Origin of the sequence: Allocatenococcus thiocycli (assembly GCF_921292965.1) — a bacterium.
In the GTDB taxonomy this organism is placed as follows: Bacteria; Pseudomonadota; Gammaproteobacteria; order Enterobacterales; family Vibrionaceae; genus Vibrio; species Vibrio natriegens.
Window position 1 is genome coordinate 1 of the sequence record NZ_CAKLCK010000016.1, and the last position, 22,472, is coordinate 22,472.

Sequence of the window (22,472 nt, forward strand, 5' to 3'; positions counted from 1 at the left end):
TGATACAGCAGCTCAAACGTCGAAAGGTTTCGATTCTGGTCGATGTGACGTGTTAACAACGGACCAATCTGGTCTATACGCGCTGCGTTTAAACCTTCAAGACCCTTCATCAGCAGCAGTTCTTCCTGAAATCATTTCAAAAGAGCCTCTAGGTCCTGTTGTACGTCAGGGTGATGACCAGTGGTTTAATATTGCCAAGTGGACCCTATCTGCGATGATTAACGCGGAAGAGTACGGCATCACTTCTAAGAATGCGGATGAGATGTTGAAATCTGAAGATCCAAACGTCAAGCGTATCCTTGGTGTAGACGGTCCTCAGGGTAAAGGTCTGGGTATCCGTGACGACTGGGGCTACCAAATCGTTAAGCAAGTAGGTAACTATGGTGAGAGCTTCGAGCGCACTGTTGGTAAAGGTTCACCTCTTGATATTTCTCGTGGTGTGAACGCACTATGGAACGAAGGTGGCTTCATGTACGCATCACCTATCCGATAGAAACGATTATTTAGGGCGGTTAATCCGCCCTTTTTCGTTGTCTATTAATCTGGATGAGTAAGGAAACTCACCACTGGTGATAGCTGAGCCCAGTAATAAATAGGATTGATAGCGTTAAACCAACGCTTACGGTCTGTCATTGCCGGTGCACCAGATTTAACGGCCAGTAACAACCCCTTACTCCTGCAGAGTGATATCTATAACTAAGGTTTGAGGTTAACGCTGTATGGAACCGACTAAAGATGCATCGCTAAGTACGATGTCCAAACCAAGTGGAAATAAAAGCCTATTTTATAATCCCGCTTTTCGTTCCGCTCTTTTTCAGATCATTGCTGTAGCTGCATTGGTATTTTTCTTTTATACCATCATCAACAACGCGCTAAATAACTTAGATGCTCGAGGCATAGCTACGGGTTTTGATTTTCTAAATCAGGAAGCAGGCTTCGGTATTGGCCTTACGCTGATTGAATATAACGAAACCTATTCTTATGGCAGAACTTTTGTCATTGGTTTACTAAACACCGCGCTGGTTTCAGTGTTGGGTATTATCCTGGCAACTGTGATTGGTTTTACCATGGGTATTGCTCGTCTTTCTTCTAACTGGTTAGTTAGCCGCTTAGCAGCGGTATATATTGAGACATTTCGAAATATCCCTCTTCTTCTACAAATCTTCTTTTGGTATTTCGCCGTTTTGCAGGCATTGCCTTCAGCAAGACAAAGTATCAGCCTTGGCGAAGCTATCTTCTTAAACGTTCGAGGGCTCTACCTCCCTGCTCCAATATTGGAAAACGGCAGTAGTGTTGTTATCGCCGCGTTTATTATCGGGCTGGTTGCGACTATCTCCATCTCTATTTGGGCGAAGAACAAACAGCGCCTGACTGGCCAGCAAACTCCGATGGGACGAATTGCTTTAGGATTAGTCGTTGGCTTACCTTTGGTCGTTTATTTCCTTGTTGGTATGCCTATCTCTCTGGAATACCCAGCCCTAAAAGGCTTTAACTTCCAAGGCGGCATCAGCATTATTCCTGAGCTTGCGGCTCTGTTGGTCGCGCTGAGTGTTTATACCGCAACATTTATCGCAGAAATCGTGCGTTCTGGTATTAACGCTGTGAGCCATGGTCAAACTGAAGCGGCGATGTCTCTTGGCCTACCACGAACCAAAACGCTAAAACTTGTGGTCATTCCTCAAGCGCTGCGAATCATTATTCCTCCATTAACCAGTCAATATTTGAACTTAACCAAAAACTCGTCATTGGCAATGGCTATCGGCTATCCGGATCTTGTGTCTGTGTTTGCGGGCACGACCCTAAACCAGACAGGCCAAGCCATTGAGATCATCGCGATGACAATGGGCGTTTACTTAGCGTTAAGTTTGATTACTTCCGCGTTAATGAACCTGTACAACCGTAAAGTAGCACTGGTGGAGAGATAATATGAGTACACATCAATTTCAGCCTGATCTCCCACCGCCATCAAACACGGTCGGTGCGGTAGGTTGGATGCGTAAAAACCTGTTTAATGGACCAGTAAACTCTATTGTTACCATTATTCTCGCCTACTTAGCATTTAATGCTTTGTGGAACATCGTCGATTGGGCGTTCATCAACGCGGATTGGGTAGGAACAACACGTGATGCATGTAGCCGAGAAGGCGCGTGCTGGGTATTCATCAGCGTACGCTGGGATCAGTTCATGTACGGCTTCTATCCAGAGGCTGAACTGTGGCGCCCTCGCCTGTTTTATATCTCGCTAGCTATCCTGACTGCGCTTGTTGCTTATGAAAAAACACCAAAGCGTATGTGGATTTGGCTATTTTTAGTCAATGTTTATCCATTCCTGGTTGCCGGCCTACTGTACGGCGGTGTGTTTGGACTCGAGGTGGTCGACACTCATAAATGGGGTGGATTACTTGTTACCTTAATCATCGCGCTGGTGGGTATCGTTGTCTCGTTACCGATTGGTATTGTCTTAGCTCTGGGCCGTCGCTCTGATATGCCAATTATTCGCAGCATGTGTACTGTCTACATCGAAGTATGGCGTGGTGTGCCGCTAATCACTGTCTTGTTCATGGCGTCGGTAATGTTGCCACTGTTTATGTCGGAAGGTTCAGAGACAGATAAACTCATCCGTGCACTTATCGGTGTGGTGATGTTTGCCGCAGCCTATATGGCAGAGGTGATTCGAGGTGGTTTACAAGCGATTCCAAAAGGGCAATACGAAGCAGCAGATGCGCTTGGTTTAAGCTACTGGAAGAAAACAGGGTTAATTATTTTACCTCAGGCTCTGAAGATCACGATTCCTTCTATCGTGAATACCTTCATCGGTCTGTTTAAAGATACCAGTCTGGTACTGATCATCGGTATGTTTGACGTACTGGGCATTGGGCAAGCAGCAAACACCGACCCTGAGTGGCTCGGCTTTGCGACGGAAAGTTATGTATTTGTCGCGTTAGTGTTTTGGGTATTTTGTTTCGGCATGTCTCGTTATTCGATATGGCTTGAAAACAAACTTCATACCGGTCACAAACGATAACTCATTAAGATCAAGGACGTATTATGACGCAACAACAAAACTATATGATCCAGTTGAAGGACATGAACAAGTGGTACGGTGAGTTTCACGTACTGAAAAACATCAACTTAAACGTGAAAAAAGGTGAAAAGATCGTTATCTGTGGGCCTTCGGGTTCAGGAAAATCGACCATGATTCGCTGTATTAACCGATTGGAAGAGCATCAGGCAGGTGAAATCTTTGTTTCGGTAACCGAACTGACGGAAGACTTGAAAAACATCGAAGCGGTTCGTCGTGAAGTTGGCATGTGTTTTCAGCACTTCAACCTCTTCCCTCACCTAACCGTGTTGGAAAACTGCACGCTTGCGCCTATTTGGGTTAAAAAAATGCCGAAAGACGAAGCTGAAGCCATTGCGATGAAGTATCTTCAGCGCGTTAAGATCCCTGACCAAGCGGATAAGTACCCGGGTCAGCTCTCTGGTGGCCAGCAACAACGTGTGGCAATCGCTCGTTCTTTGTGTATGAATCCAAAAGTGATGTTGTTTGATGAACCAACATCTGCACTCGACCCAGAAATGGTGCGTGAGGTGCTGGATGTTATGGTTGAGCTGGCAGAAGAAGGCATGACCATGTTGTGTGTAACGCACGAGATGGGTTTTGCGAAAGAAGTGGCTGACCGAGTGATCTTTATGGATGCCGGTGAAATCATCGAAGAAAATAATCCGAAAGATTTCTTCGAGAACCCGCAATCTGATCGTACTCAAAACTTCCTATCGCAAATTTTACACCATTAATATTTTGCGCTAGAGACACTCTAAAAAGGCACTGATTTCAATAGGAACAGTGCCTTTTTCAATACGTCGTCAGTTATGGTAACGTTATCTACGTTCGCTATATCTGGCAGTAATATTGTGTTACAAGTTATCACATACATAACGTCTTATTTCTATTATTATTTTGTCATAGCGATACATGGTTAGGGCTTGATTTTTTGAACTTTCAACCCCATAAATGTACTTATAAGAAAGTCTCTTATCGAGGAAGAATATGAACAGTCCAATGTTTACCCGTACTTCAACACAAGAAAGTGCTCTACAAACGAACAAAGTATTGCGTAATACTTACGCCCTACTGTCGATGACGCTTCTATGGTCAGCTGTGGTTGCTGGCGTATCAATGGCGTTTAACCTACCACGTCCGGGCATCATCCTTATGTTGGTTGGTTTCTATGGTCTGCTTTTCCTAACAGAAAAGAACCGTAACAACAGCCTTGGATTGGTTTTCACCTTCCTGTTCACAGGTTTCTTGGGTTACACGATTGGCCCAATCCTAAACATGTACATCGGTGCAGGTATGGGTGACGTTGTACTGACCGCTCTAGGTGGTACGGCTATATCGTTTATGGCAGCCTCAGCATACGCGCTAACAACTAAGCGTGACCTATCTATGATGGGCGGCCTGATGTTGTCTCTGTTTGTGGTACTTGTGGTTGGTATGATTGCAAGCATCTTCATTCAGTCAACGATTCTACACTTGGCAATGAGCAGCTTGTTCATCGTGTTCTCAACCATGGCGATTCTGATGACGACTCAAGGCATCATCCGTGGCGGTGAAACGAACTACATCTCTGCGACAGTGACGCTATACGTATCAATCTACAACATCTTCATCAGCCTACTAAGCATTCTAGGCATCATGAACGACGACTAATCAGTCAGATTGAATAGAATTAAAAAAGCCCGAGGGTACACACCTCGGGCTTTTTGTTTGTTCATATATTGCTTTTACACTTGCTCTAGTTCGAGATCGACGACTTCATCCGCTTCAGGGTTCTGCCTAAAGCGCCTTACTTGAATAGTCTGCTCACCCATCATGATCTTTTTAGCGATTCGGTGCATACCATCAAACACTCTATAATCGCTGGTCAATATGACTGGATACGACAAATCCGCTTCGTTTATGCGCTTACAATGCAAGGCAATTTCACGACACGTTGGTAGTGGCCCGTTAACATTGAACCATGTCACTTCATCTGGACCATTGATTTGGTCGATTGGAATCTCTTCTATTGGCAATGATTCTGCTAGCTGCCAAATTCTTTCTATAAACCAAGTTGATTTCACGCTGTCATTAATTTCAACGTACCTTTGTTTCGACATGACTGACTCCCTGTCATCATTATTCAATTAAGCTCATCAAAGATAATACTCAATCAGAGTCAGTACAACGCTATAACTCACTCAATTAAAAAAGAAACCGCTAGTCTCCTCGTCTTCACAAATGTAAGAGTAGATGTAAAAACGATCAATTAACGCATGTTTATGCAAAGTCAGCTGTATTTACCCCGAGGATTTTCTAACACAGTGAATGAATAGCTAAATTTTTGAATAAACAAATAAAAAGCAACCTACGCCATAATTTGGTTGCTTTTACTGCGCTTGAACGCATGGTGTGATTATTTAGTTGAGAAGTTCCACACCTGTACGCTAATCTATAAACATCAAAGATTACTTAACGGATAGAACGTGATGTTCGTTTACAACGGCAAAGAAATTGAAACCGATGCTCAGGGTTACTTGTTGGACCATACTCAATGGGAAGAAGGTATGATTGAGTTATTGGCGGAAGAAGAAGGCATTGAGCTAACCGAAGCGCACTTAGAAGTCGTCCACTTTGTTCGCGACTTTTATGAAGAGTTCAATACCTCCCCAGCAGTAAGAATGTTGGTTAAGGCGATGGAAAAAGCGCACGGACCAGAAAAAGGCAACAGCAAATACCTGTTTAAGCTATTCAAAAAAGGCCCTGCAAAGCAGGCAACCAAACTGGCTGGACTCCCGAAACCAGCGAAATGCCTTTAATCATAAAATTTTGAAGCCGCGGTATGGTTTATATGAAGCGTTTTCATGCGATACGCTTTCGACAGTTGCCGTCCGTGGCCCCTCTTTCAACCACTCAGTAAACTCATCAATTTGCGGTTCAGTGCCGCAGGCAACCACTTCCACATCGCCATTGTTTAGGTTTTTAGCGTAGCCAGTCAAACCCAGCTTCAATCCCTGATGTGAGGTTTGATACCGAAACCCCACTCCTTGAACAAGACCTTTTACTACATACTTTTCACACTTCAGATTCATCGTTATTTCGCTTCTTATAATGGTTATTGCAGACCCATCGAGCCCTTCAATAAGCGTAGCGGGTTCTAAATCAATTATGGAAGAAAATCCGACAGGCGGGATTGATAAGTCTCTCATTCACCTAAATTTCAAATAAAGTTGGCTATAAATTTAGTAACACACCATCAAGTGACAGCGTAACCCAATGCAAAACCAACTGATTCCCAATGGTTATTGCTTTTACCAGCAACATCCCGGACAATACGCCCCTTTCAAAATTCAACAAGAGCTAAAGAAATGACAGCTGCTATCTATTTGGTTAAAGGTCGTGAGAAATCGGTTAAGCGTAAGCACCCATGGATCTTCTCTCGAGGCATCAATAAAGTTGAGGGCGAACCCGCGCTTGGCGAAACGGTTGATGTATTCACTCACGACGGTAAATGGTTAGCAAAAGCGGCATATTCACCGGAATCTCAAATCCGTGCTCGTATTTGGAGCTTTGAAAAAGAGGACATCAACAAAGCGTTTTTCGTCAAACGTTTTAAAGATGCGCAGCTTCTACGTGAAGACGTTATCGAGCGTGATGGACTAAGCGGCTACCGCTTAGTTGCGGCAGAGTCTGACGGCTTACCAGGCGTGACTATCGACCGTTACCAGAACTTCTTCGTCTGTCAGTTATTAAGTGCTGGCGCAGAGTACAACAAACAGGCAATCGTAGACGCGCTTGTTGAGTGCTTCCCAGGCTGTAACGTTTACGAACGTTCTGATGTGGCGGTACGTAAAAAAGAAGGCTTGAAAGAAACCACAGGCGTTTTACATGGTGAAGAGCCACCAAAATCTGTGGTAATCGAAGAGAACGGCGTCAAAATCAGTGTCGATATCGTTGGTGGCCATAAAACCGGTTTCTACCTGGACCAACGTGACAGTCGTCAACAAGCGATGAAATACATGAAGGATAAAGAAGTCCTAAACTGCTTCTCTTATACCGGCGGCTTTGGTCTTTATGCACTTAAAGGCGGAGCAAAGCGTGTTATCAACGCGGACGTTTCTCAACCAGCTCTGGACACGGCAAAATTTAACGCCGAACTGAACGAGTTCGACATTTCTAAGAAGCGTGCTGTTTTCCTAAACGCAGACGTGTTTAAGTTGCTACGCGAGTACCGCGATCAAGGCACTCAATTTGATGTGGTGATTATGGACCCACCAAAGTTTGCCGAGAGCAAAGCGCAACTGAATGGTGCATGTCGCGGTTATAAAGACATCAACATGCTAGCACTCCAAATCATAAAATCAGGGGGCACGTTATTAACTTATTCTTGTTCTGGGTTGATGGACTTAGCGTTATTTCAGAAGATTATTGCAGATGCGGCTATTGATGCAGGTCGGACGGTTAAGTTTGTTGAACGATTTGAACAGGCTGCTGACCACCCTGTTGATACTTCATACCCTGAAGGGTTTTACTTGAAAGGGTTCGCTTGCAAAGTTTTGTAGGCACAACGTTGCCAACATCAACATGCTAGCGATGCAAATCCTAAAGCCTGGTGGCACTCTGCTTACTTACTCTTGCTCTGGCTTAATGGACCAAGTCCTATTCCAAAAAATCATCGCGGATGCGGCAGTTGATGCGAATCGCCAAGTTAAGTTTGTTGAGCGTTTTGAACAAGCGGCAGACCACCCAACTGATACGGCCTACCCAGAAGGTTTCTATCTGAAAGGCTTTGCTTGTAAGGTGCTTTAGACCTCATCATATAAGTATCGAATTAAAAACGGAGCTTTCGCTCCGTTTTTTAAGGCTTAACTCCATCTACTCTCTGAACTGCTCGAGATTACTAATCAAGCTATTTGCGATATCTGCAGCAGATGCGCCATCAAAATTGACCTCTAATTGCTGCCCACCTTTGTTGATAGTCAGTGTAGAGTTTCCGTTTAGCTCAGTTACGGAGAGCGTAACATCATCAACTTGGCCATTGTAATCACCCGATTCGAAATCATCCAAAAGTGTGGAGATATCAGAGCCGGACATGTCATCAAACAGATCTCTGAACTCGAGTTTATCGCCTTCAGCAGCGTTAAAGTCCGTGACAGTATCGATAGCAGTGTCCATTTGAGTCCAAACAAAAACATCGCTGTCTGCTCCGCCAGTGAGAATATCAGAGCCAAGACCGCCAACAATGATATCGTCGCCTGCATATCCAGATAGCGTATCGTCTCCTACTCCACCAAGTAATATATCAGCATTTGCAGTACCAACGAGTACATCATCAGAATCACTACCGACACCTGTGGCATTACCCGTACTCGCCGTAATTGACACGTTAAGCGCACCGATATCGAAATCACCATTCGATGATTCAGTTCGATAAGAGATTCGCACACTATCCCCATCATCTAGGTTGTTAGACGGGACGAACACAATTTGGTTATCGACTATCAAAACCTGTCCTTGACTTGGGTCGACCACTGCGTCAGCAAGCATTAAGGTCTCACCATTACCGCCACTCGTATCATTGGATAATACGTCAACAAGAACTGGAGTTCCTTCAGGCGTAGACGCGATATCATCAATTGCCTGAACAGAGTTCGGTTCGAGCTCAAACGTGACGGTTTCTGCCACTTTATCCCCATCTAAATCGGTTAACACATAATCAAAATCAAACTGTGTTTCGGTTGTGATAGAAGAGGCAAAGAACGTATATTCACCGGTGTTGAGATCAAGAACCAAAGAGTTTTTCTCATCCATGACAAATGTTACGCGATTCTCAACATTGTCGACTATCGTGGTGACACCTGTACTGTTTGAGGAGTCATCTACGGTAATAGTCGTACCATCAAATGTAACTGTGATACCAGTAGAGCCTCCATAGTTAACCGAAGCCACATAACCACCATCCGCGCCAAATAATGACGAACTAGCACCGACCGCATCGGTGCCTAGCACACCAGTGATTGGAGCGACAATCGATTGGATCAGTACCGCTGGCAAGGTACTAATATCCTCTACAACAACAGGGTCTATTTGTTTTCCTACCTCTCTGGTGGCATCGTAAGCGACGGGTTCCAAGTATTCGGTAGATGTGCCGGTACCAACGCCATACGCCAGTGCTGTTACATCATGTTTTTCGAGCTGTGATTCCCACTCTTCTTGTTCCACTGAGTTAATTTGTCCAGTACTTGGGTTAGGCGCACCATCAGATAAGAAATAGCTGACATTATTGGCGTTTTCAATCACCTCAGCATTCCCCCAGATTGCATCATCCCCAGCCAAACGTACCGCATCATCGTAGTCAGTATTGCCGTCAGCAGTTAAACCGTTAATCAGTGCTATAGCTTGATCAATGTCCATCCATATCGAGGCCAAATCACTTGGTAACGAATTATCTGCCGATAAAATGCCGTTTTCTGTGAGTATATTGGCGTTACTATCAAAGAGCGTGATTTGCACTTTGGTTTCACCGAGTAGTTGATATTCAAGTAACAAGGCAATCGCAGCACTTTTCAGTACATCTAACCGTGAAGTCTCGACATTATTATAAGAACCCGTGACAGAATCTCGGTTCATTGAGCCGGATACGTCTAGCACAAGCTGTACATTTGTCCCGTTGGTTTGCGTTGCGTTGACATTTTCAACGACTGCTTCTGCATAAGGTGAGTCATCTTCAATGATGATGTTGAGGCTTTCAGTTGTGGTTGTTTGACCATCACTAACAGAAATACCCAGATCGAAGCTAATGATGTCTTCCTGATCATTTTGCGGATGATCCAGTGGTTTATGCAAAGTTACTGTGTAATCCCATGTACCTTGCCCGGAGTTTGATGGCTCAGTTAACACAACGGTAGCAACAACATCCGATGCTTCTGGCCCTGTTGAACCCGTAAGCGTTTGTGTACTGTTATCCCATACCCAACTCACCACTTCTCCTCCTGAGGTAAGCGTGCTTGGGGCAGAAAGAACAACGGAGACGTCGGCCGTATCTGGATCTGCAACAGTAAATGAACCGGTAAAGCTAGCTGAATTTGTCGTATCAGTGGCTGGAACCGTATTCGGTTTATTATCAGGGTTCGCGAACGAAAGCCCTTCTTCTGAAACAACCGCATCGATAATATTAGAAATTGAAGGCGGAGTGTCGTCGTCGTAAATAATACCAATTGCGCTGTCGCTGCCCTGTGCACCAGTATCGCCTTCCACCATTACGGTGAAGGTTTCATTACCTTCGTAATCATTGTCAGGTATTGTTGGCACCGTGACTTTTAGATCGGTCTGACCCGCAGGGATGGTGTACGTACCGTCACTGTTGGCATCCACTACGGTGACACCATCGGCCAAAGTGACCACAATGCTGCCAATATCATCCGACTCAGCGGTGTTACTGCCATCTGTCAAAATAGTTAAATCCACGGTGACATCAAGTTCGGCTGCTGCCGATAACCGAACTGTAAACGTGGCGTCATTGCCTTCGTCTACATTGACGCTGTCTTCGACGATATAAACATTTGGACGGTCATCATCCGGATCGGGATCCGGGCCGTTACCACCGTCATAAATAATGCCCTGCGCACTGTCGCTGCCGAGCACACCGGTATCGCCTTCCACCATCACGGTGAAGGTTTCATCGCCTTCGTAGACGTCATCATCCGTGGTTGGCACCGTCACTTTCAGCTCGGTCTGACCCGCTGGAATGGTGTACGTGCCGTCACTGTTGGCATTCACCACGGTAACCCCATCGGCTAAAGTCACCACAATGCTGCCAATGTCGTCGGACTCGGCGGTGTTGCTGCCGTCGGTGGAGGTGGTGAGTTTTACCGTCACATCGATATCAGCCGCCGCCGATAACTTCACGGTATATTCCGCGCCGGTGCCTTCATTGACGCCGACACTGTCTTCGACGATATAAACATTTGGACGGTCATCATCCGGATCGGGACCCGGGCCGTTACCACCGTCATAAATAATGCCCTGCGCACTGTCGCTGCCGAGCACACCGGTGTCACCTTCCACCATCACGGTGAAGGTTTCATCGCCTTCGTACACGTCATCATCCGTGGTTGGCACCGTCACTTTCAGCTCGGTCTGACCCGCTGGAATGGTGTACGTGCCGTCACTGTTGGCATTCACCACGGTAACCCCATCGGCTAAGGTCACCACAATGCTGCCAATGTCGTCGGACTCGGCGGTGTTACTGCCGTCGGTGGAGGTGGTGAGTTTTACCGTCACATCGATATCAGCCGCCGCCGATAACTTCACGGTATATTCCGCGCCGGTGCCTTCATTGACGCCGACACTGTCTTCGACGATATAAACATTTGGACGGTCATCATCTGGATCGGGATCCGGGCCGTTACCACCGTCATAAATAATGCCCTGCGCACTGTCGCTGCCGAGCACACCGGTGTCACCTTCCACCATCACGGTGAAGGTTTCATCGCCTTCGTAGACGTCATCATCCGTGGTTGGCACCGTCACTTTCAGCTCGGTCTGACCCGCTGGAATGGTGTACGTGCCGTCACTGTTGGCATTCACCACGGTAACCCCATCGGCTAAGGTCACCACAATGCTGCCAATGTCGTCGGACTCGGCGGTGTTGCTGCCGTCGGTGGAGGTGGTGAGTTTTACCGTCACATCAATATCGGCCGCCGCCGATAACTTCACGGTATATTCCGCGCCGGTGCCTTCATTGACGCCGACGCTGTCTTCGACGATATAGACATTTGGACGGTCATCATCCGGATCGGGATCCGGGCCGTTACCACCGTCATAAATAATGCCCTGCGCACTGTCGCTGCCGAGCACACCGGTGTCGCCTTCCACCATCACGGTGAAGGTTTCATCGCCTTCGTACACGTCATCATCCGTGGTTGGCACCGTCACTTTCAGCTCGGTCTGACCCGCTGGAATGGTGTACGTGCCGTCACTGTTGACATTCACCACGGTAACCCCATCGGCTAAGGTCACCACAATGCTGCCAATGTCGTCGGACTCGGCGGTGTTACTGCCGTCGGTGGAGGTGGTGAGTTTTACCGTCACATCGATATCGGCCGCCGCCGATAACTTCACGGTATATTCCGCGCCGGTGCCTTCATTGACGCCAACACTGTCTTCGACGATATAGACATTTGGACGGTCATCATCTGGATCAGGACCCGGGCCACTGCCATCGTCCACGATGGTTGCTTGTCCCGTATCTTCACCCTGAACTGCGTCTAAACCAGTGACGGTAACGCTGAAATCTTCCGGTCCCTCGTACACATCATCAGGCGTGGTTTCAACACGTACATCAAACTCAGTCATGCCCGCAGGCACGGTAACAATGCCATCCTCTGGTACACTCACCCAGCCTGAACCGGTGTTGTATTCCAAGGTGCCGAGATCATCCGCTTCAGTGTCTCCTGGATTTAATGCCAGTTGCACCTGTACGGTGTCTTCCGACGCATTGCTTAACGTGACGGTAAAAGTGGCCGTACTGCCTTCATCAACGTTGCCCACATCGGAAATCGACACAATTGGACGGTCATCATCTGTAAGGGTTCCATCGTCCACGATGGTTGCTTGTCCCGTATCTTCACCCTGAACTGCGTCTAAACCAGTGACGGTAACGCTGAAATCTTCCGGTCCCTCGTACACATCATCAGGCGTGGTTTCAACACGTACATCAAACTCAGTCATGCCCGCAGGCACGGTAACAATGCCATCCTCTGGTACACTCACCCAGCCTGAACCGGTGTTGTATTCCAAGGTGCCGAGATCATCCGCTTCAGTGTCTCCTGGATTTAATGCCAGTTGCACCTGTACGGTGTCTTCCGACGCATTGCTTAACGTGACGGTAAAAGTGGCCGTACTGCCTTCATCAACGTTGCCCACATCGGAAATCGAAACAATTGGACGGTCATCTAAAACAGTCGCAGTGCCCGAAACTGGCGTTGATTGGTTTTTGGTAGTACCGGTCAAGGTAAAGGTTTCTGGGCCTTCATAAACATCATTACTTAGCGTATCCAAGCTCACGGTGAATGACTGCTCTCCGATTGGGAGAGAAATGGTAAACGTGCCGTCGTCATTGACCTCAACTTCCCGAGTCGTTCCATCTGACAAAGTGACCAGTACCGTTGAATTAACGTAGTCAGTGCCCTCTTCTCCAGCAGAACCACCGACTGCGGATCCATCGCCCAATGATAATTCAATGTCAGTTATTTCTTCGGTTGGCTGATCTAAAGTGACTTCAAAATTGACCTGCTCACCTTCGTTAACGGTAGGGCTAGAAATACCTTGAGCGACCACCTGCGCCGGGATTGGAATATCGGTTGGTTGTGGCGTTTGAGGTTGGAAAATATCAAACAGAGTCTGAAGCTGTGTACTAGAGAATCCAGTTCCGCTTATTCCAACTGTCTCAAAGTTAGTGCTGGCTAATGACTCAGCGCCAGTTCGGCTAATCGCCCCGGTGTTTTGAGGACTAGAACCACTCACTTCACCAGCTGCGGTATCAAATTCTTCTCCGAGTTGAGTCGGGTCCTGCCCTTGTGCTACAGCTTCTATCAGATCGGTAATGTCATCCGTTACATTTATCGAGCTACCTTGCGGGGTAACTTGCTCAACAACCAGCTCAGAAGTATCTGAAAGCTCTTCGATTATCAATTCACCAGGCTTTGGGGACTCTCCTTCTGCAAGGGTCCTTACATTTCCATCAAGCCCGATCACCACTATGTTGCCCATTAAAGCGCTCAAAGTTACTCGATCCATACCTACCTCGCCCCAATTCAAACTATTCCAAAAGTTTGTCACCTTTTAATTTACGACTATAGTTTAGTCAAAATCAGCATATTTTCGTTATAACTTTAATGCTTATGGTGCTTTCGTGATCTATTTCGTAGTTTGAAAGTCGAGGTTTTTAAAAGCGGGCAACTACAAAGCCAACCTATTGATAAATAATGCATTTTATTTACCTTGGCATAGTGACTAGTCAAGCAAAACCAAACCCATGTGCTAAAGTTTATACAAGTGCATCCGTGGATTTTTTAAGTAAAAGCCTCGGTTTAACAGAAGGTTGATCTATTCCCAACTCAAACCCTGTTAATTGTGGCGACCTGTCTCATAACTGAGATATAACAACAAAAAGCAACACGATTTTTAGGAGAACTACCGTGAAATGGAACCGACTCACATACGCCTGTTGTTGCAGCTTAATCGTGTCTATACCCGTTTTCGGTCAAACGCTAGAGCAAGCAGTGACATTGACGTTACAAAATAACCCAGATATAAAAAGTGCATTCAACGAGTTTACGAGTAAGCGCTACATAAATGACGCATCTACGGGCGCTTATCTTCCATCCATTGACTTAGATGCTGGGATTGGTTACGAAGGCCTAGACCCGTCAGATGAGGTATCTCGAGGAGATACAGATTACACCAGGAAAGAAGCGTCGATCACGTTGACTCAATTGATATGGGACGGTAGTGCTACGCTGAATGATATTGATAGAACGGCTGCTGATGCAGAGTCGGTACGATTCCAACTATTAGCTGATGCGTCAGACAAAGCGTTAGAGGTCACAAAAGTATATTTAGATTCCGTGAAAGCTTACGAGGTGTTGAAACTCTCAGAGGACAACCTCGCGGTTCACAAAGACATCTATTCAGACATTTCAAAGCGTGTAAAATCTGGCATCGGTTCAACAGCAGATTTAACTCAGGTTGAAGCTCGTATTGCGAAAGCTCACGGTAACCTCGCTGCCGCACAAAACAACCTCTACGACACCCATACGATGTTTACCCGCCTAGTTGGCCAAACACCACAAGGGCTAATTTTTCCACGAGCAGACGAAAACTTTCTCCCTTACACTGTGGGAGAGGCAATAGATACAGCGTATGAATTCCATCCTGTTATTCAAGTTGCTCTCGCGGATGTCGACTCAGCCAAGTTCCAGTACAAGCAATCAAAAGGCGTATTCTACCCAACGATTTCGATAGAAGCATCGCAAGCTTGGAGAGATGACGCTGATGGTCTTAAAGGACGAAGTGACGAAACCTTAGCTATGCTTCGACTTCGTTATAACTTGTTTAATGGTGGTAGTGATTCCGCAAACGCAGATAGTTTCGCCTACCAACTTAATAAGGCTAAGGATTTACGTGAAAGTGCGTACAAAAATGTGGAAGAAGGCTTAAAACTGTCTTGGACAGCGCTGGATTTAACACTCCAACAAAAAGAGTTCTTGTCGGATCACGTCGATTCTGCGTCTGAAACCGTGATTGCTTACGAAAAGCAATACAAAATCGGTCAACGAACTCTGCTCGATGTATTGAACACACAAAACGAGCTGTTTGAAGCGCGCAAAGACTACCTAGACGCGAAATATGCTGAGCAGTTCGCAAAGTATAGAGTGATGAACGCAACTGGCCAACTTCTCAGTGCATTGAGAGTTAGCGTACCACAAGAATGGCTAGATAAAGTGGAGTACTAATTATGAAATACATAACTATTATTGCACTGTCGTTCGTCGTGGCTGCATGTAGTTCTTCTCCTGATGAAAACGGTGACGAATATGAATACATGGATACACCTATCGCTGAGCAAAGCGCCGACCACCTTGATGATGATAGCGATGGTGTGATCAACGAAAGAGATCTATGCCCTGGCACACCAGAAGGGGCCGATATCGACAACGATGGCTGTGGCATGTACGAAAGCACCTCAAAGAAAATGCAGCTTCGTGTGTTGTTCGCCAATGATTCAGATAAGGTCAACCCAGTGTTTGCGCAACAAATTCTCCAGCTGTCTAACTTCTTGAAAGAATACCCTGAAACCTCTATTGAAATTCAGGGGTACGCAAGCCGAACTGGTACCGCAGAGCATAATCTGGACCTTTCCAAACGACGTGCTAATAACGTGAGAAGTGAGCTACTCCGAAACGGAATTAGTCCGGGAAGAGTCACTATTGTCGGGTATGGCGATACCGTTCTGGCAACTAGTGGCACCGATGCAGTGAGCCATGCTCAAAATCGACGTGTGACAGCAACGGTGATCGGGTATAAAGGCGAAGTAAAAAAAGAGTGGACAGTCTTTACGACGCTACCAAAGAATTAACCTGAATATAGCCACCATTAAATTAAACAAAGGAGCTTCGGCTCCTTTCCTTTTAGCAACGATGCAAACCGTATTATGCTTTAGGAATCCGCCCTTTAATGTTAACCTAGCTACGTCATAACAATGAGAGTTTTGAAATGAGCAAACTTACATCAGATATCCAAGAAAACCTTGACCTTTTCGTGTCCGAAACTAAAGAAAACCAGTTAGTTTGGGGTCTGCGTAACGAAGAAGGTTGGCTATCCTGCGATTCGACTGAATTCGAAAATAGTGAAGTTATGCCTTTCTGGTCATCGAAAGAAGATGCAGAAGCACATAACGTTGAAGAGTGGGCTGATTTCGATGTCCTGGAAATTCCTTTGGATATTTTTGTAGAAGACTGGCTTCTTACTCTTGCTGAAGATGGTGTTCTTGTTGGCACTAACTGGAACGCGCAGTTAGAAGGCAAAGAAATGGAACCACAAGATCTAGCAAAACTTTATGTAGACTAATTGATGAGACCTCAGCCCACAAAGCTGGGGTCTTTTAATTTGGTATTTTTATAACTTTCACTCCAAACATCGACAAAGCGCATAGTTTTTGTCACTCTTTTCGCCTTTACATACTTCACCGATTCATACAACTCAGTAGATAATGAGTAATCTATCCATACAAAAGTAATATCGATAACATCATAATATGCGCACGCTGTATCTCCTGCTCTGCCTCCTGCTTTTTTGTAGTCCGGCCTATAGTCACCCTCACTACAATCAACAAAATCAGAACGTTACTCAATGGCATTCAGTTTATCAGGCCACATTAAAAACCAATGCCAAGTCAGCGCTCAGCCTGCTTCAAAGCCGCTATCACACCGCAAAATATGACAGTGAAAAGCTGTATGTAAGTGGTTTGATTTATGAATACATGTCTAACATGAAACAGCCCTATTATGGGAATAGCCAAGGGCGAAACAATGCGTTTGCCACGCTCGAAGCCGAATACATTCTCGCTTTAAATGAGCGAAGACAAGGCAGCTATGATGCGTCGGTAAAGAGCTTTATCTCGCTAAGAAATAAGATGAAACAAAGTGCTAGCATCGAGGGTGAAGCCCTGATGAATTACCAACTTTGTTACACCTTGAATCAACAAGGGCGTTACCACAAAGCGAATTTTTTCTGCTCATCGTTAGAAAGCCATTTTGATAATAAGCATCAGGAGAACTTCCCGAAGGATCTCTCGCTTCGCGTCATCGCCAATAACTACAATTTTCGTGGCGATTATGAAAAATCGATAAGCGTATACCGTCGACTTCTTGCAAATATGCCCTATCAGAGCGACCCGTCTGGAGTCTATAACGATGTTGGCAATTTGTTGGCAGAGCTTGGGCAATTTGAGCAATCAGAACAATATCTAATACAGGCCCTGCTTGCTCGTCAACAAGATGGCACACCAGTCGAAGTAGCACAGGTCGAGCACAGCCTTGCTGCCATGTATGCCAAAGCCAAAGACTTTGATAAAGCCATTACACACTATAAAAACTCACTCACTATCTTAGAGCATTTTGAGTATCCATACGGTCAAGGTTTAGTTTATCTTGGCCTTTCATCAGCTGAAGCCGAATCTGGCAATGTGGAAGAGGCGCTCAAGTATGTTAATCAAGCCTTGGGGCTTGGTGAACGGTACGGAAACAACCATCTTCAAACCGAAGCGCACTTAGCCGCAGGTTTTGCATACCTGAAACGTTTGGATGCCAAGACTGCGATTGAGCACGCTAATTCCGCGCTAAGATTATCGACGGACAATTCACGGCCATTACTGCAAGCCAAGGCGCAACTGCTGCTTTCTAAGGCTTATCAGGCCCTGAATAACTTTCAAGCCGCTTTGTCACATTACGAAGCGTATTCAACATTAGAGTTAGCAAATCGTGATTCAAAAAACATGAAAGCGATGGAAGCTCTGGACCTCACCAAAAATGAGTATGAGTACGATCTTAATCTTGCTCGCTTAAACATTGAGCGCAATCTAAAACAAACTGAATTTGAGAAACTTACAGAACAAAAAACCATCTATAACTTTATTGTTTTCTGTTTGGTGGTTTTACTCATACTGACACTTGTCGTGCAGCGACAGGCTAGGAAAAAGGCGCGTTTAGATAGTTTGACCAGCGCTTTGAATCGTTCCACCAGTATTGAAACAATAAAGAGACAGGCAACAAAAACAGACGGAGAATTACGCTATGTCCTCGCGTTGGTCGATTTAGATAACTTTAAGTCAATTAACGATGCTTACGGACATCCGGCAGGAGACTTGGTACTCAAGCAGGTTTGTCAGAAAATCAGCGCGAAGTTGAACAAAGATGACTTTATTGGGCGCTTAAGTGGTGAAGAGTTTGTTCTACTACTTAAGAATGTTGATGAAATAGATGTCCCATTCCGAATTCAGAGTCTACACAAAACGATTTCAGAACTAAGCATCAAAACAGAAAAGAATGAAGAAGTCGTTGTAACAGCAAGCTTGGCCTATCTCGCGACATCAAATCCATTAACTCATTTTGATGAACTTTATTCGATTTTAGACCAAGCGTTATCTCAGGCAAAAAGCAGCGGCAGCAATGTGTTTGTCGATGCTCACGACCAGCCTGTCAACCTGAGTAAGGGATAATACCAGTCTCACTGGAGTTATCCCTTATGTATCAAGCTTCGGAATTTTGTTTTTCAACCAATGACTGCATAACCGCGTCTTTGTTATTCAGGTAGTCCTCTAAACCTGCTTTACGCAGATCGCAGGATGGACAATCACCACAACCATCGCCGATGATGCCGTTGTAACAAGTAAGCGTATTTTCGCGAACCAGTTGCAGCGCATCATACTGGTCAGCTAGCGCCCAGGTTTCCGCTTTGTTCAGCCACATCAATGGAGTTTTAATCGTCAACTCACGATCCATACCTTTTACCAAAGCGGCATTCATTGCTTTCACGAAGTCGTCACGACAGTCAGGGTAGCCACTAAAGTCGGTTTCACAAACGCCAGTGATAACTGTCTCTGCACCAATCTGATAGGCATAAATGCCCGCTAGTGTTAAAAACAGAATGTTGCGTCCAGGAACGAACGAGTTCGGCAGGCCATTTTCTTGCAGTTCATGCGAGACAGGAATGTCATCACGAGTCAGAGAGCTAATAGCCAGTTCGTTTAACAAGCCCACATCCATCACTTTATGCGCTGCAACACCCAAATCTTTCGCTACCTGTTGAGCTACCTCGATCTCGAGTTTGTGACGCTGACCATAGTCAAAAGTGATCGCGTGTACTTCATCAAATTCTTTCAGTGCCTGAACAAGACAGGTAGTCGAATCCTGCCCTCCACTAAAAACAACGACGGCTTTTTTCATGTTACTCTCCGAGCTTAAGCAATACTTAGGTATTTATGAGTTTGAATCGACAAGCGCCAATTGCGAGCAACACAGGTATCAATACACAATTGCGTCGCGCGAGGCTTCTGGCTAATCGGCTGCAGAGCAATGATCGTCTGCGGCGTAATTTCAGCAGACGCTAATAGCTCATCAAGATGGTCGATGTCTTTCTGAGTTCCTACCGGATGCTTAATTTCATTCGCTCTTTCCAATGCGCTTTTCAGCACGGGTAATTTGCCTTTCATTGCCACTTTTGGTGACACTGTCACCCAGGTTTTCTCTGTCGTAACGACTTCTGACGTACCACTGGTCTCAATCTGGCACTGGCAACCCATGTCTTCAAACGCTTGTGCTAACGGGCGTAAATCGTAAATACACGGCTCACCACCAGTAATAACGATATGCTTTGCGTTGAAACCTTGCTTCTTATATTGCTCTACGATGTCTTCTGCCGTTGCAACACACCACGTCGGAGAATCTTCCGTCTTAATCAGAATATCACCAATCGAACGTTGGTCCTCTTCTGCCGCCTCCCAGGTCTGTTTCGTGTCACACCATGAACACCCAACCGGGCATTCTTGAAGACGAACAAAAACAGCGGGAACGCCAGTAAAGACCCCTTCTCCTTGGATGGTTTCAAACATCTCATTTAGCTTATACAACGTAGAACTCACTCACTCATAATACTTCGAGGCGAAGACCTTAATGGAGAGCTGTGTCTAGGTCAATTCAAACCAAAAATTAATTGTTAAAATAGACCATTTTGTAGTTTCATAGGCAGGACGTGTTTCTATGGTTGTTAAAGAAGCAAGCCACAAACTTCAGTTTTTAAGGTAAGTAAAATGTATAAATTGATCGCCCTGGACATGGACGGCACACTGTTAAACAGCGAAAAAGTAATCTCAGAAGAAAATAAACGCGCGATCGCTAAAGCGAGAGAAGCTGGCGTGACGGTTGTACTGGCCTCTGGCCGTCCAATCGATGGCATGCAAGATAAGTTAGATGAGCTGGACATTCGTTCAGACAAAGATTTCGTTCTCTACTACAACGGTTCAATGGTCAAAAACATTGGCACAAATGAAATCATCCACCAGCAAATCATTGACGGTAAAGCAGCGAAGTTGGTCGCTCAAAAAGCAAAAGAACTCGGCGCTTATGTGCATGCGTTTAGTCAGGTTCACGGGTTGATCACGAACGAAAACAACCCTTACACCGATATTGAAGCAAAAATTAACGGCCTTAATGTCACCGAAATGTGCTTTGAATCTCTGGAAGATGACCACCCAATTATCAAAGCGATGATGGTTGCAGAGCCAAGCAAGCTAACCGAAGTCATTGCTGCATTGCCTTCGGAAATGCGTGACAAATTTACCGTCGTTCAGAGCGCGGCATACTTCCTAGAATTTCTTAACCCATTAAGCAATAAAGGCATTGGTATTGCTGCGATTGCTGAGCACTTATCTATTAAACCGGAAGAAGTGATTTGTATGGGTGACGCAGAAAACGATCATCATATGTTGGAATTTGCGGGCTTAGGCATCGCGATGGAAAACGCCATGGAAGAAACCAAAAAGATCGCCGACTACATTACGGCAAGTAACGATGACCATGGTGTGGCAAGAGCTATCGAAAAGTTTGTTCTGAACGCTTAATAAACTCAGCTTTAACATTTCAGTCCAAGTAACAAACGGCACTCAATCTAAGGGTGCCGTTTTTTAATCTTGTTATACCGAGCTTCGGATAACTGTACGCGATAATTTATCGAGCGGCTTTACTCTGGTGGCTGTGGCCATTGAATATATGGTGGATTCGGTTCCTCTTCAGGAGGCACAAACGATGGAACCGTATTTTTTACACTGCCTAAACTCTTAACGTATTGGTAGACAGCGCGTAAGTCATCTTCTGTCATGGTGTTTAAAATCCACCAAGGCATCGGAGGCCTGGTTTTGAGCTCTTTTGCTGTGGCTACCCATTCTGATTCACTCAAATTACCAATGTACTCTCGCAAGTTTATAGGGTAAGTGGTTCCCCATGGCCCTCGAAAACCGAGCTGTTCGCCAAGTAGCCATTGAGACTCGGGTATTGCTCCACCACTCGGTGCATAACCAGCGGTATGACAATCGTTACAACCACCTATTGTTACCAAGTACTTTCCTTTCGCCTTGTTATCATCCCCCATATCACTTGACGTAGCCACAGGAGAGATAAAGATAGTCATCAATAGAATTACGCAATGTATCCTTCGAATTGCCATAATAGCCATACCTATACTGTTTTATACAGGCTAATTATAGTTCTATCGATAAGAAGCGCGATTATTAACTGTTGAACACGCTAATTATTCTCTTTCTGAAATAAACTTACTCGCCTCTTCTTGATTATTACCCCTTTTAAATGAGCGAAATGCTACATATTTACAGCCATTTAGTTCATGTCTGAGTTCTGAAGCCTTCTCTATACTGTCTTAAATAATTTATCACGAGGCTATGTGAATGACGGACTACGAAAAAATGGTGGCTGGGGAGCCGTACTTAATTAACGACCCTGAACTAGTAGAAATACGCTATCAAACCAGAGATAAAACGGATCACTTCAACCAGCTAAGTTCTCGTCAGACGGAAGAAAAAACACAGGTTATCAAAAGTATTTTTAAGCACGTGGGAGAAAACGTGCATATAGAGAAAGGCGTAAGAATTGACTACGGCATCAACACAACGCTTGGGAACAACGTTTTTATTAACTATAACTTTGTGCTGTTAGATTGTTGTCCAACGACGATTGGTGACAACGTTTTTATTGCACCCAATGTGCAAATTTATACGGCCATTCACCCGCTAGACCCTCGCGTGTCAGCGCCGATGTAAAAATGACCCACTAACGCCGATTTAAAATTGACCCACC

At 45.4% G+C, this 22,472-nt stretch carries 21 protein-coding genes; 14 read left to right on the forward strand and 7 right to left on the reverse strand.

The features are described from left to right. The coding region (locus tag L9Q40_RS06455) for a type 2 periplasmic-binding domain-containing protein (protein WP_498792775.1) at positions 1–493 on the forward strand (493 nt) is incomplete at its 5' end. Positions 494–537: 44 nt separating this feature from the next. Here L9Q40_RS06455 and L9Q40_RS06460 read toward each other — a convergent pair. After that, complete coding sequence (locus L9Q40_RS06460) at positions 538–666, reverse strand: hypothetical protein (RefSeq protein ID WP_498792777.1); 129 nt, start codon at positions 664–666, stop codon at positions 538–540. A gap of 53 nt (positions 667–719) precedes the next feature. Here L9Q40_RS06460 and L9Q40_RS06465 point away from each other — a divergent pair, with 53 nt between their 5' ends. The 4 genes from L9Q40_RS06465 (at position 720) to L9Q40_RS06480 (ending at position 4,713) form a co-directional block, all read left to right on the forward strand. Further along, positions 720–1,925 carry an amino acid ABC transporter permease gene (locus L9Q40_RS06465; protein ID WP_014231907.1) on the forward strand — a complete coding sequence of 402 codons (1,206 nt, stop codon included), beginning with the start codon at positions 720–722 and terminating at the stop codon, positions 1,923–1,925. 1 nt (position 1,926) lies between these two features. Next, the gene (locus tag L9Q40_RS06470) at positions 1,927–3,024 is read left to right on the forward strand and encodes an amino acid ABC transporter permease (RefSeq protein ID WP_498792779.1); all 1,098 of its coding nucleotides are present in this window, start codon (positions 1,927–1,929) and stop codon (positions 3,022–3,024) included. 23 nt (positions 3,025–3,047) lie between these two features. Next, positions 3,048–3,797 carry an amino acid ABC transporter ATP-binding protein gene (locus tag L9Q40_RS06475; protein WP_498792781.1) on the forward strand — a complete coding sequence of 250 codons (750 nt, stop codon included), beginning with the start codon at positions 3,048–3,050 and terminating at the stop codon, positions 3,795–3,797. A gap of 253 nt (positions 3,798–4,050) precedes the next feature. Beyond that, on the forward strand, positions 4,051–4,713 hold the full coding sequence (locus tag L9Q40_RS06480; protein WP_014231910.1) for a Bax inhibitor-1/YccA family protein: 663 nt from the start codon (positions 4,051–4,053) through the stop codon (positions 4,711–4,713). Between the two features lie 74 nt (positions 4,714–4,787). On the opposite strand, the gene L9Q40_RS06485 is transcribed toward L9Q40_RS06480, so the two are convergent. Beyond that, a complete protein-coding gene (locus L9Q40_RS06485) occupies positions 4,788–5,162 on the reverse strand; it encodes a hypothetical protein (protein ID WP_020333317.1) in 375 nt (124 codons plus the stop codon). Positions 5,163–5,531: 369 nt separating this feature from the next. Here L9Q40_RS06485 and L9Q40_RS06490 point away from each other — a divergent pair, with 369 nt between their 5' ends. Then, positions 5,532–5,861, forward strand: a complete 330-nt coding sequence (locus L9Q40_RS06490; protein ID WP_014231912.1) for a TusE/DsrC/DsvC family sulfur relay protein — start codon at positions 5,532–5,534, stop codon at positions 5,859–5,861. Here the strand turns inward: L9Q40_RS06490 and yccX are convergent, their stop codons facing one another. Then, positions 5,862–6,134: an acylphosphatase gene (gene yccX, locus L9Q40_RS06495; RefSeq protein WP_498792831.1), complete on the reverse strand. Its 273-nt coding sequence runs from the start codon at positions 6,132–6,134 to the stop codon at positions 5,862–5,864. Positions 6,135–6,410: 276 nt separating this feature from the next. On the opposite strand from yccX, the gene L9Q40_RS06500 reads away from it, so the two are divergent. Both L9Q40_RS06500 and L9Q40_RS06505 read left to right on the forward strand, forming a co-directional pair. Then, on the forward strand, positions 6,411–7,604 hold the full coding sequence (locus L9Q40_RS06500; protein WP_498792783.1) for a class I SAM-dependent methyltransferase: 1,194 nt from the start codon (positions 6,411–6,413) through the stop codon (positions 7,602–7,604). 31 nt (positions 7,605–7,635) lie between these two features. Next, on the forward strand, positions 7,636–7,851 hold the full coding sequence (locus tag L9Q40_RS06505; RefSeq protein WP_373272452.1) for an SAM-dependent methyltransferase: 216 nt from the start codon (positions 7,636–7,638) through the stop codon (positions 7,849–7,851). A gap of 66 nt (positions 7,852–7,917) precedes the next feature. Here L9Q40_RS06505 and L9Q40_RS06510 read toward each other — a convergent pair whose 3' ends face one another. Further along, positions 7,918–13,842 (reverse strand): Calx-beta domain-containing protein, encoded by a 5,925-nt coding sequence (locus L9Q40_RS06510; protein WP_498792785.1) that lies wholly within the window; start codon positions 13,840–13,842, stop codon positions 7,918–7,920. Positions 13,843–14,243: 401 nt separating this feature from the next. On the opposite strand from L9Q40_RS06510, the gene L9Q40_RS06515 reads away from it, so the two are divergent. The 4 genes from L9Q40_RS06515 (at position 14,244) to L9Q40_RS06530 (ending at position 18,823) form a co-directional block, all read left to right on the forward strand. Beyond that, positions 14,244–15,560, forward strand: a complete 1,317-nt coding sequence (locus tag L9Q40_RS06515; protein WP_498792787.1) for a TolC family outer membrane protein — start codon at positions 14,244–14,246, stop codon at positions 15,558–15,560. A gap of 2 nt (positions 15,561–15,562) precedes the next feature. Then, positions 15,563–16,183 (forward strand): OmpA family protein, encoded by a 621-nt coding sequence (locus tag L9Q40_RS06520; protein ID WP_498792788.1) that lies wholly within the window; start codon positions 15,563–15,565, stop codon positions 16,181–16,183. 137 nt (positions 16,184–16,320) lie between these two features. Then, positions 16,321–16,674 (forward strand): DUF2750 domain-containing protein, encoded by a 354-nt coding sequence (locus L9Q40_RS06525; protein ID WP_014231917.1) that lies wholly within the window; start codon positions 16,321–16,323, stop codon positions 16,672–16,674. Between the two features lie 187 nt (positions 16,675–16,861). Next, positions 16,862–18,823 (forward strand): tetratricopeptide repeat-containing diguanylate cyclase, encoded by a 1,962-nt coding sequence (locus L9Q40_RS06530; RefSeq protein WP_498792791.1) that lies wholly within the window; start codon positions 16,862–16,864, stop codon positions 18,821–18,823. 31 nt (positions 18,824–18,854) lie between these two features. On the opposite strand, the gene queC is transcribed toward L9Q40_RS06530, so the two are convergent. Both queC and queE read right to left on the reverse strand, forming a co-directional pair. Continuing rightward, entirely contained in the window at positions 18,855–19,550 is a 696-nt protein-coding gene (gene queC / locus L9Q40_RS06535) for a 7-cyano-7-deazaguanine synthase QueC (RefSeq protein WP_014231919.1), read from the reverse strand. A 14-nt stretch (positions 19,551–19,564) separates the two neighbouring features. After that, complete coding sequence (gene queE, locus L9Q40_RS06540) at positions 19,565–20,215, reverse strand: 7-carboxy-7-deazaguanine synthase QueE (protein ID WP_237316934.1); 651 nt, start codon at positions 20,213–20,215, stop codon at positions 19,565–19,567. Positions 20,216–20,413: 198 nt separating this feature from the next. On the opposite strand from queE, the gene L9Q40_RS06545 reads away from it, so the two are divergent. After that, entirely contained in the window at positions 20,414–21,223 is an 810-nt protein-coding gene (locus L9Q40_RS06545; protein WP_498792794.1) for a Cof-type HAD-IIB family hydrolase, read from the forward strand. A 119-nt stretch (positions 21,224–21,342) separates the two neighbouring features. Here the strand turns inward: L9Q40_RS06545 and L9Q40_RS06550 are convergent, their stop codons facing one another. Beyond that, positions 21,343–21,825 carry a cytochrome C gene (locus L9Q40_RS06550; RefSeq protein ID WP_498792796.1) on the reverse strand — a complete coding sequence of 161 codons (483 nt, stop codon included), beginning with the start codon at positions 21,823–21,825 and terminating at the stop codon, positions 21,343–21,345. A 238-nt stretch (positions 21,826–22,063) separates the two neighbouring features. Here L9Q40_RS06550 and L9Q40_RS06555 point away from each other — a divergent pair, with 238 nt between their 5' ends. Beyond that, positions 22,064–22,435 carry a maltose acetyltransferase domain-containing protein gene (locus tag L9Q40_RS06555; RefSeq protein WP_498792798.1) on the forward strand — a complete coding sequence of 124 codons (372 nt, stop codon included), beginning with the start codon at positions 22,064–22,066 and terminating at the stop codon, positions 22,433–22,435. The last annotated feature ends 37 nt before the right edge of the window (positions 22,436–22,472 follow it).

Coding starts and splice junctions, on each gene's coding strand:
- L9Q40_RS06465 (WP_014231907.1), top strand. CDS start 720: ATGGAACCGACTAAAGATGCATCGCTAAGTACGATGTCCAAACCAAGT.
- L9Q40_RS06470 (WP_498792779.1), top strand. CDS start 1,927: ATGAGTACACATCAATTTCAGCCTGATCTCCCACCGCCATCAAACACG.
- L9Q40_RS06475 (WP_498792781.1), top strand. CDS start 3,048: ATGACGCAACAACAAAACTATATGATCCAGTTGAAGGACATGAACAAG.
- L9Q40_RS06480 (WP_014231910.1), top strand. CDS start 4,051: ATGAACAGTCCAATGTTTACCCGTACTTCAACACAAGAAAGTGCTCTA.
- L9Q40_RS06485 (WP_020333317.1), bottom strand. CDS start 5,162: ATGTCGAAACAAAGGTACGTTGAAATTAATGACAGCGTGAAATCAACT.
- L9Q40_RS06490 (WP_014231912.1), top strand. CDS start 5,532: ATGTTCGTTTACAACGGCAAAGAAATTGAAACCGATGCTCAGGGTTAC.
- yccX (WP_498792831.1), bottom strand. CDS start 6,134: ATGAATCTGAAGTGTGAAAAGTATGTAGTAAAAGGTCTTGTTCAAGGA.
- L9Q40_RS06500 (WP_498792783.1), top strand. CDS start 6,411: ATGACAGCTGCTATCTATTTGGTTAAAGGTCGTGAGAAATCGGTTAAG.
- L9Q40_RS06505 (WP_373272452.1), top strand. CDS start 7,636: ATGCAAATCCTAAAGCCTGGTGGCACTCTGCTTACTTACTCTTGCTCT.
- L9Q40_RS06510 (WP_498792785.1), bottom strand. CDS start 13,842: ATGGATCGAGTAACTTTGAGCGCTTTAATGGGCAACATAGTGGTGATC.
- L9Q40_RS06520 (WP_498792788.1), top strand. CDS start 15,563: ATGAAATACATAACTATTATTGCACTGTCGTTCGTCGTGGCTGCATGT.
- L9Q40_RS06525 (WP_014231917.1), top strand. CDS start 16,321: ATGAGCAAACTTACATCAGATATCCAAGAAAACCTTGACCTTTTCGTG.
- L9Q40_RS06530 (WP_498792791.1), top strand. CDS start 16,862: ATGCGCACGCTGTATCTCCTGCTCTGCCTCCTGCTTTTTTGTAGTCCG.
- queC (WP_014231919.1), bottom strand. CDS start 19,550: ATGAAAAAAGCCGTCGTTGTTTTTAGTGGAGGGCAGGATTCGACTACC.
- queE (WP_237316934.1), bottom strand. CDS start 20,215: ATGTTTGAAACCATCCAAGGAGAAGGGGTCTTTACTGGCGTTCCCGCT.
- L9Q40_RS06545 (WP_498792794.1), top strand. CDS start 20,414: ATGTATAAATTGATCGCCCTGGACATGGACGGCACACTGTTAAACAGC.
- L9Q40_RS06550 (WP_498792796.1), bottom strand. CDS start 21,825: ATGGCAATTCGAAGGATACATTGCGTAATTCTATTGATGACTATCTTT.
- L9Q40_RS06555 (WP_498792798.1), top strand. CDS start 22,064: ATGACGGACTACGAAAAAATGGTGGCTGGGGAGCCGTACTTAATTAAC.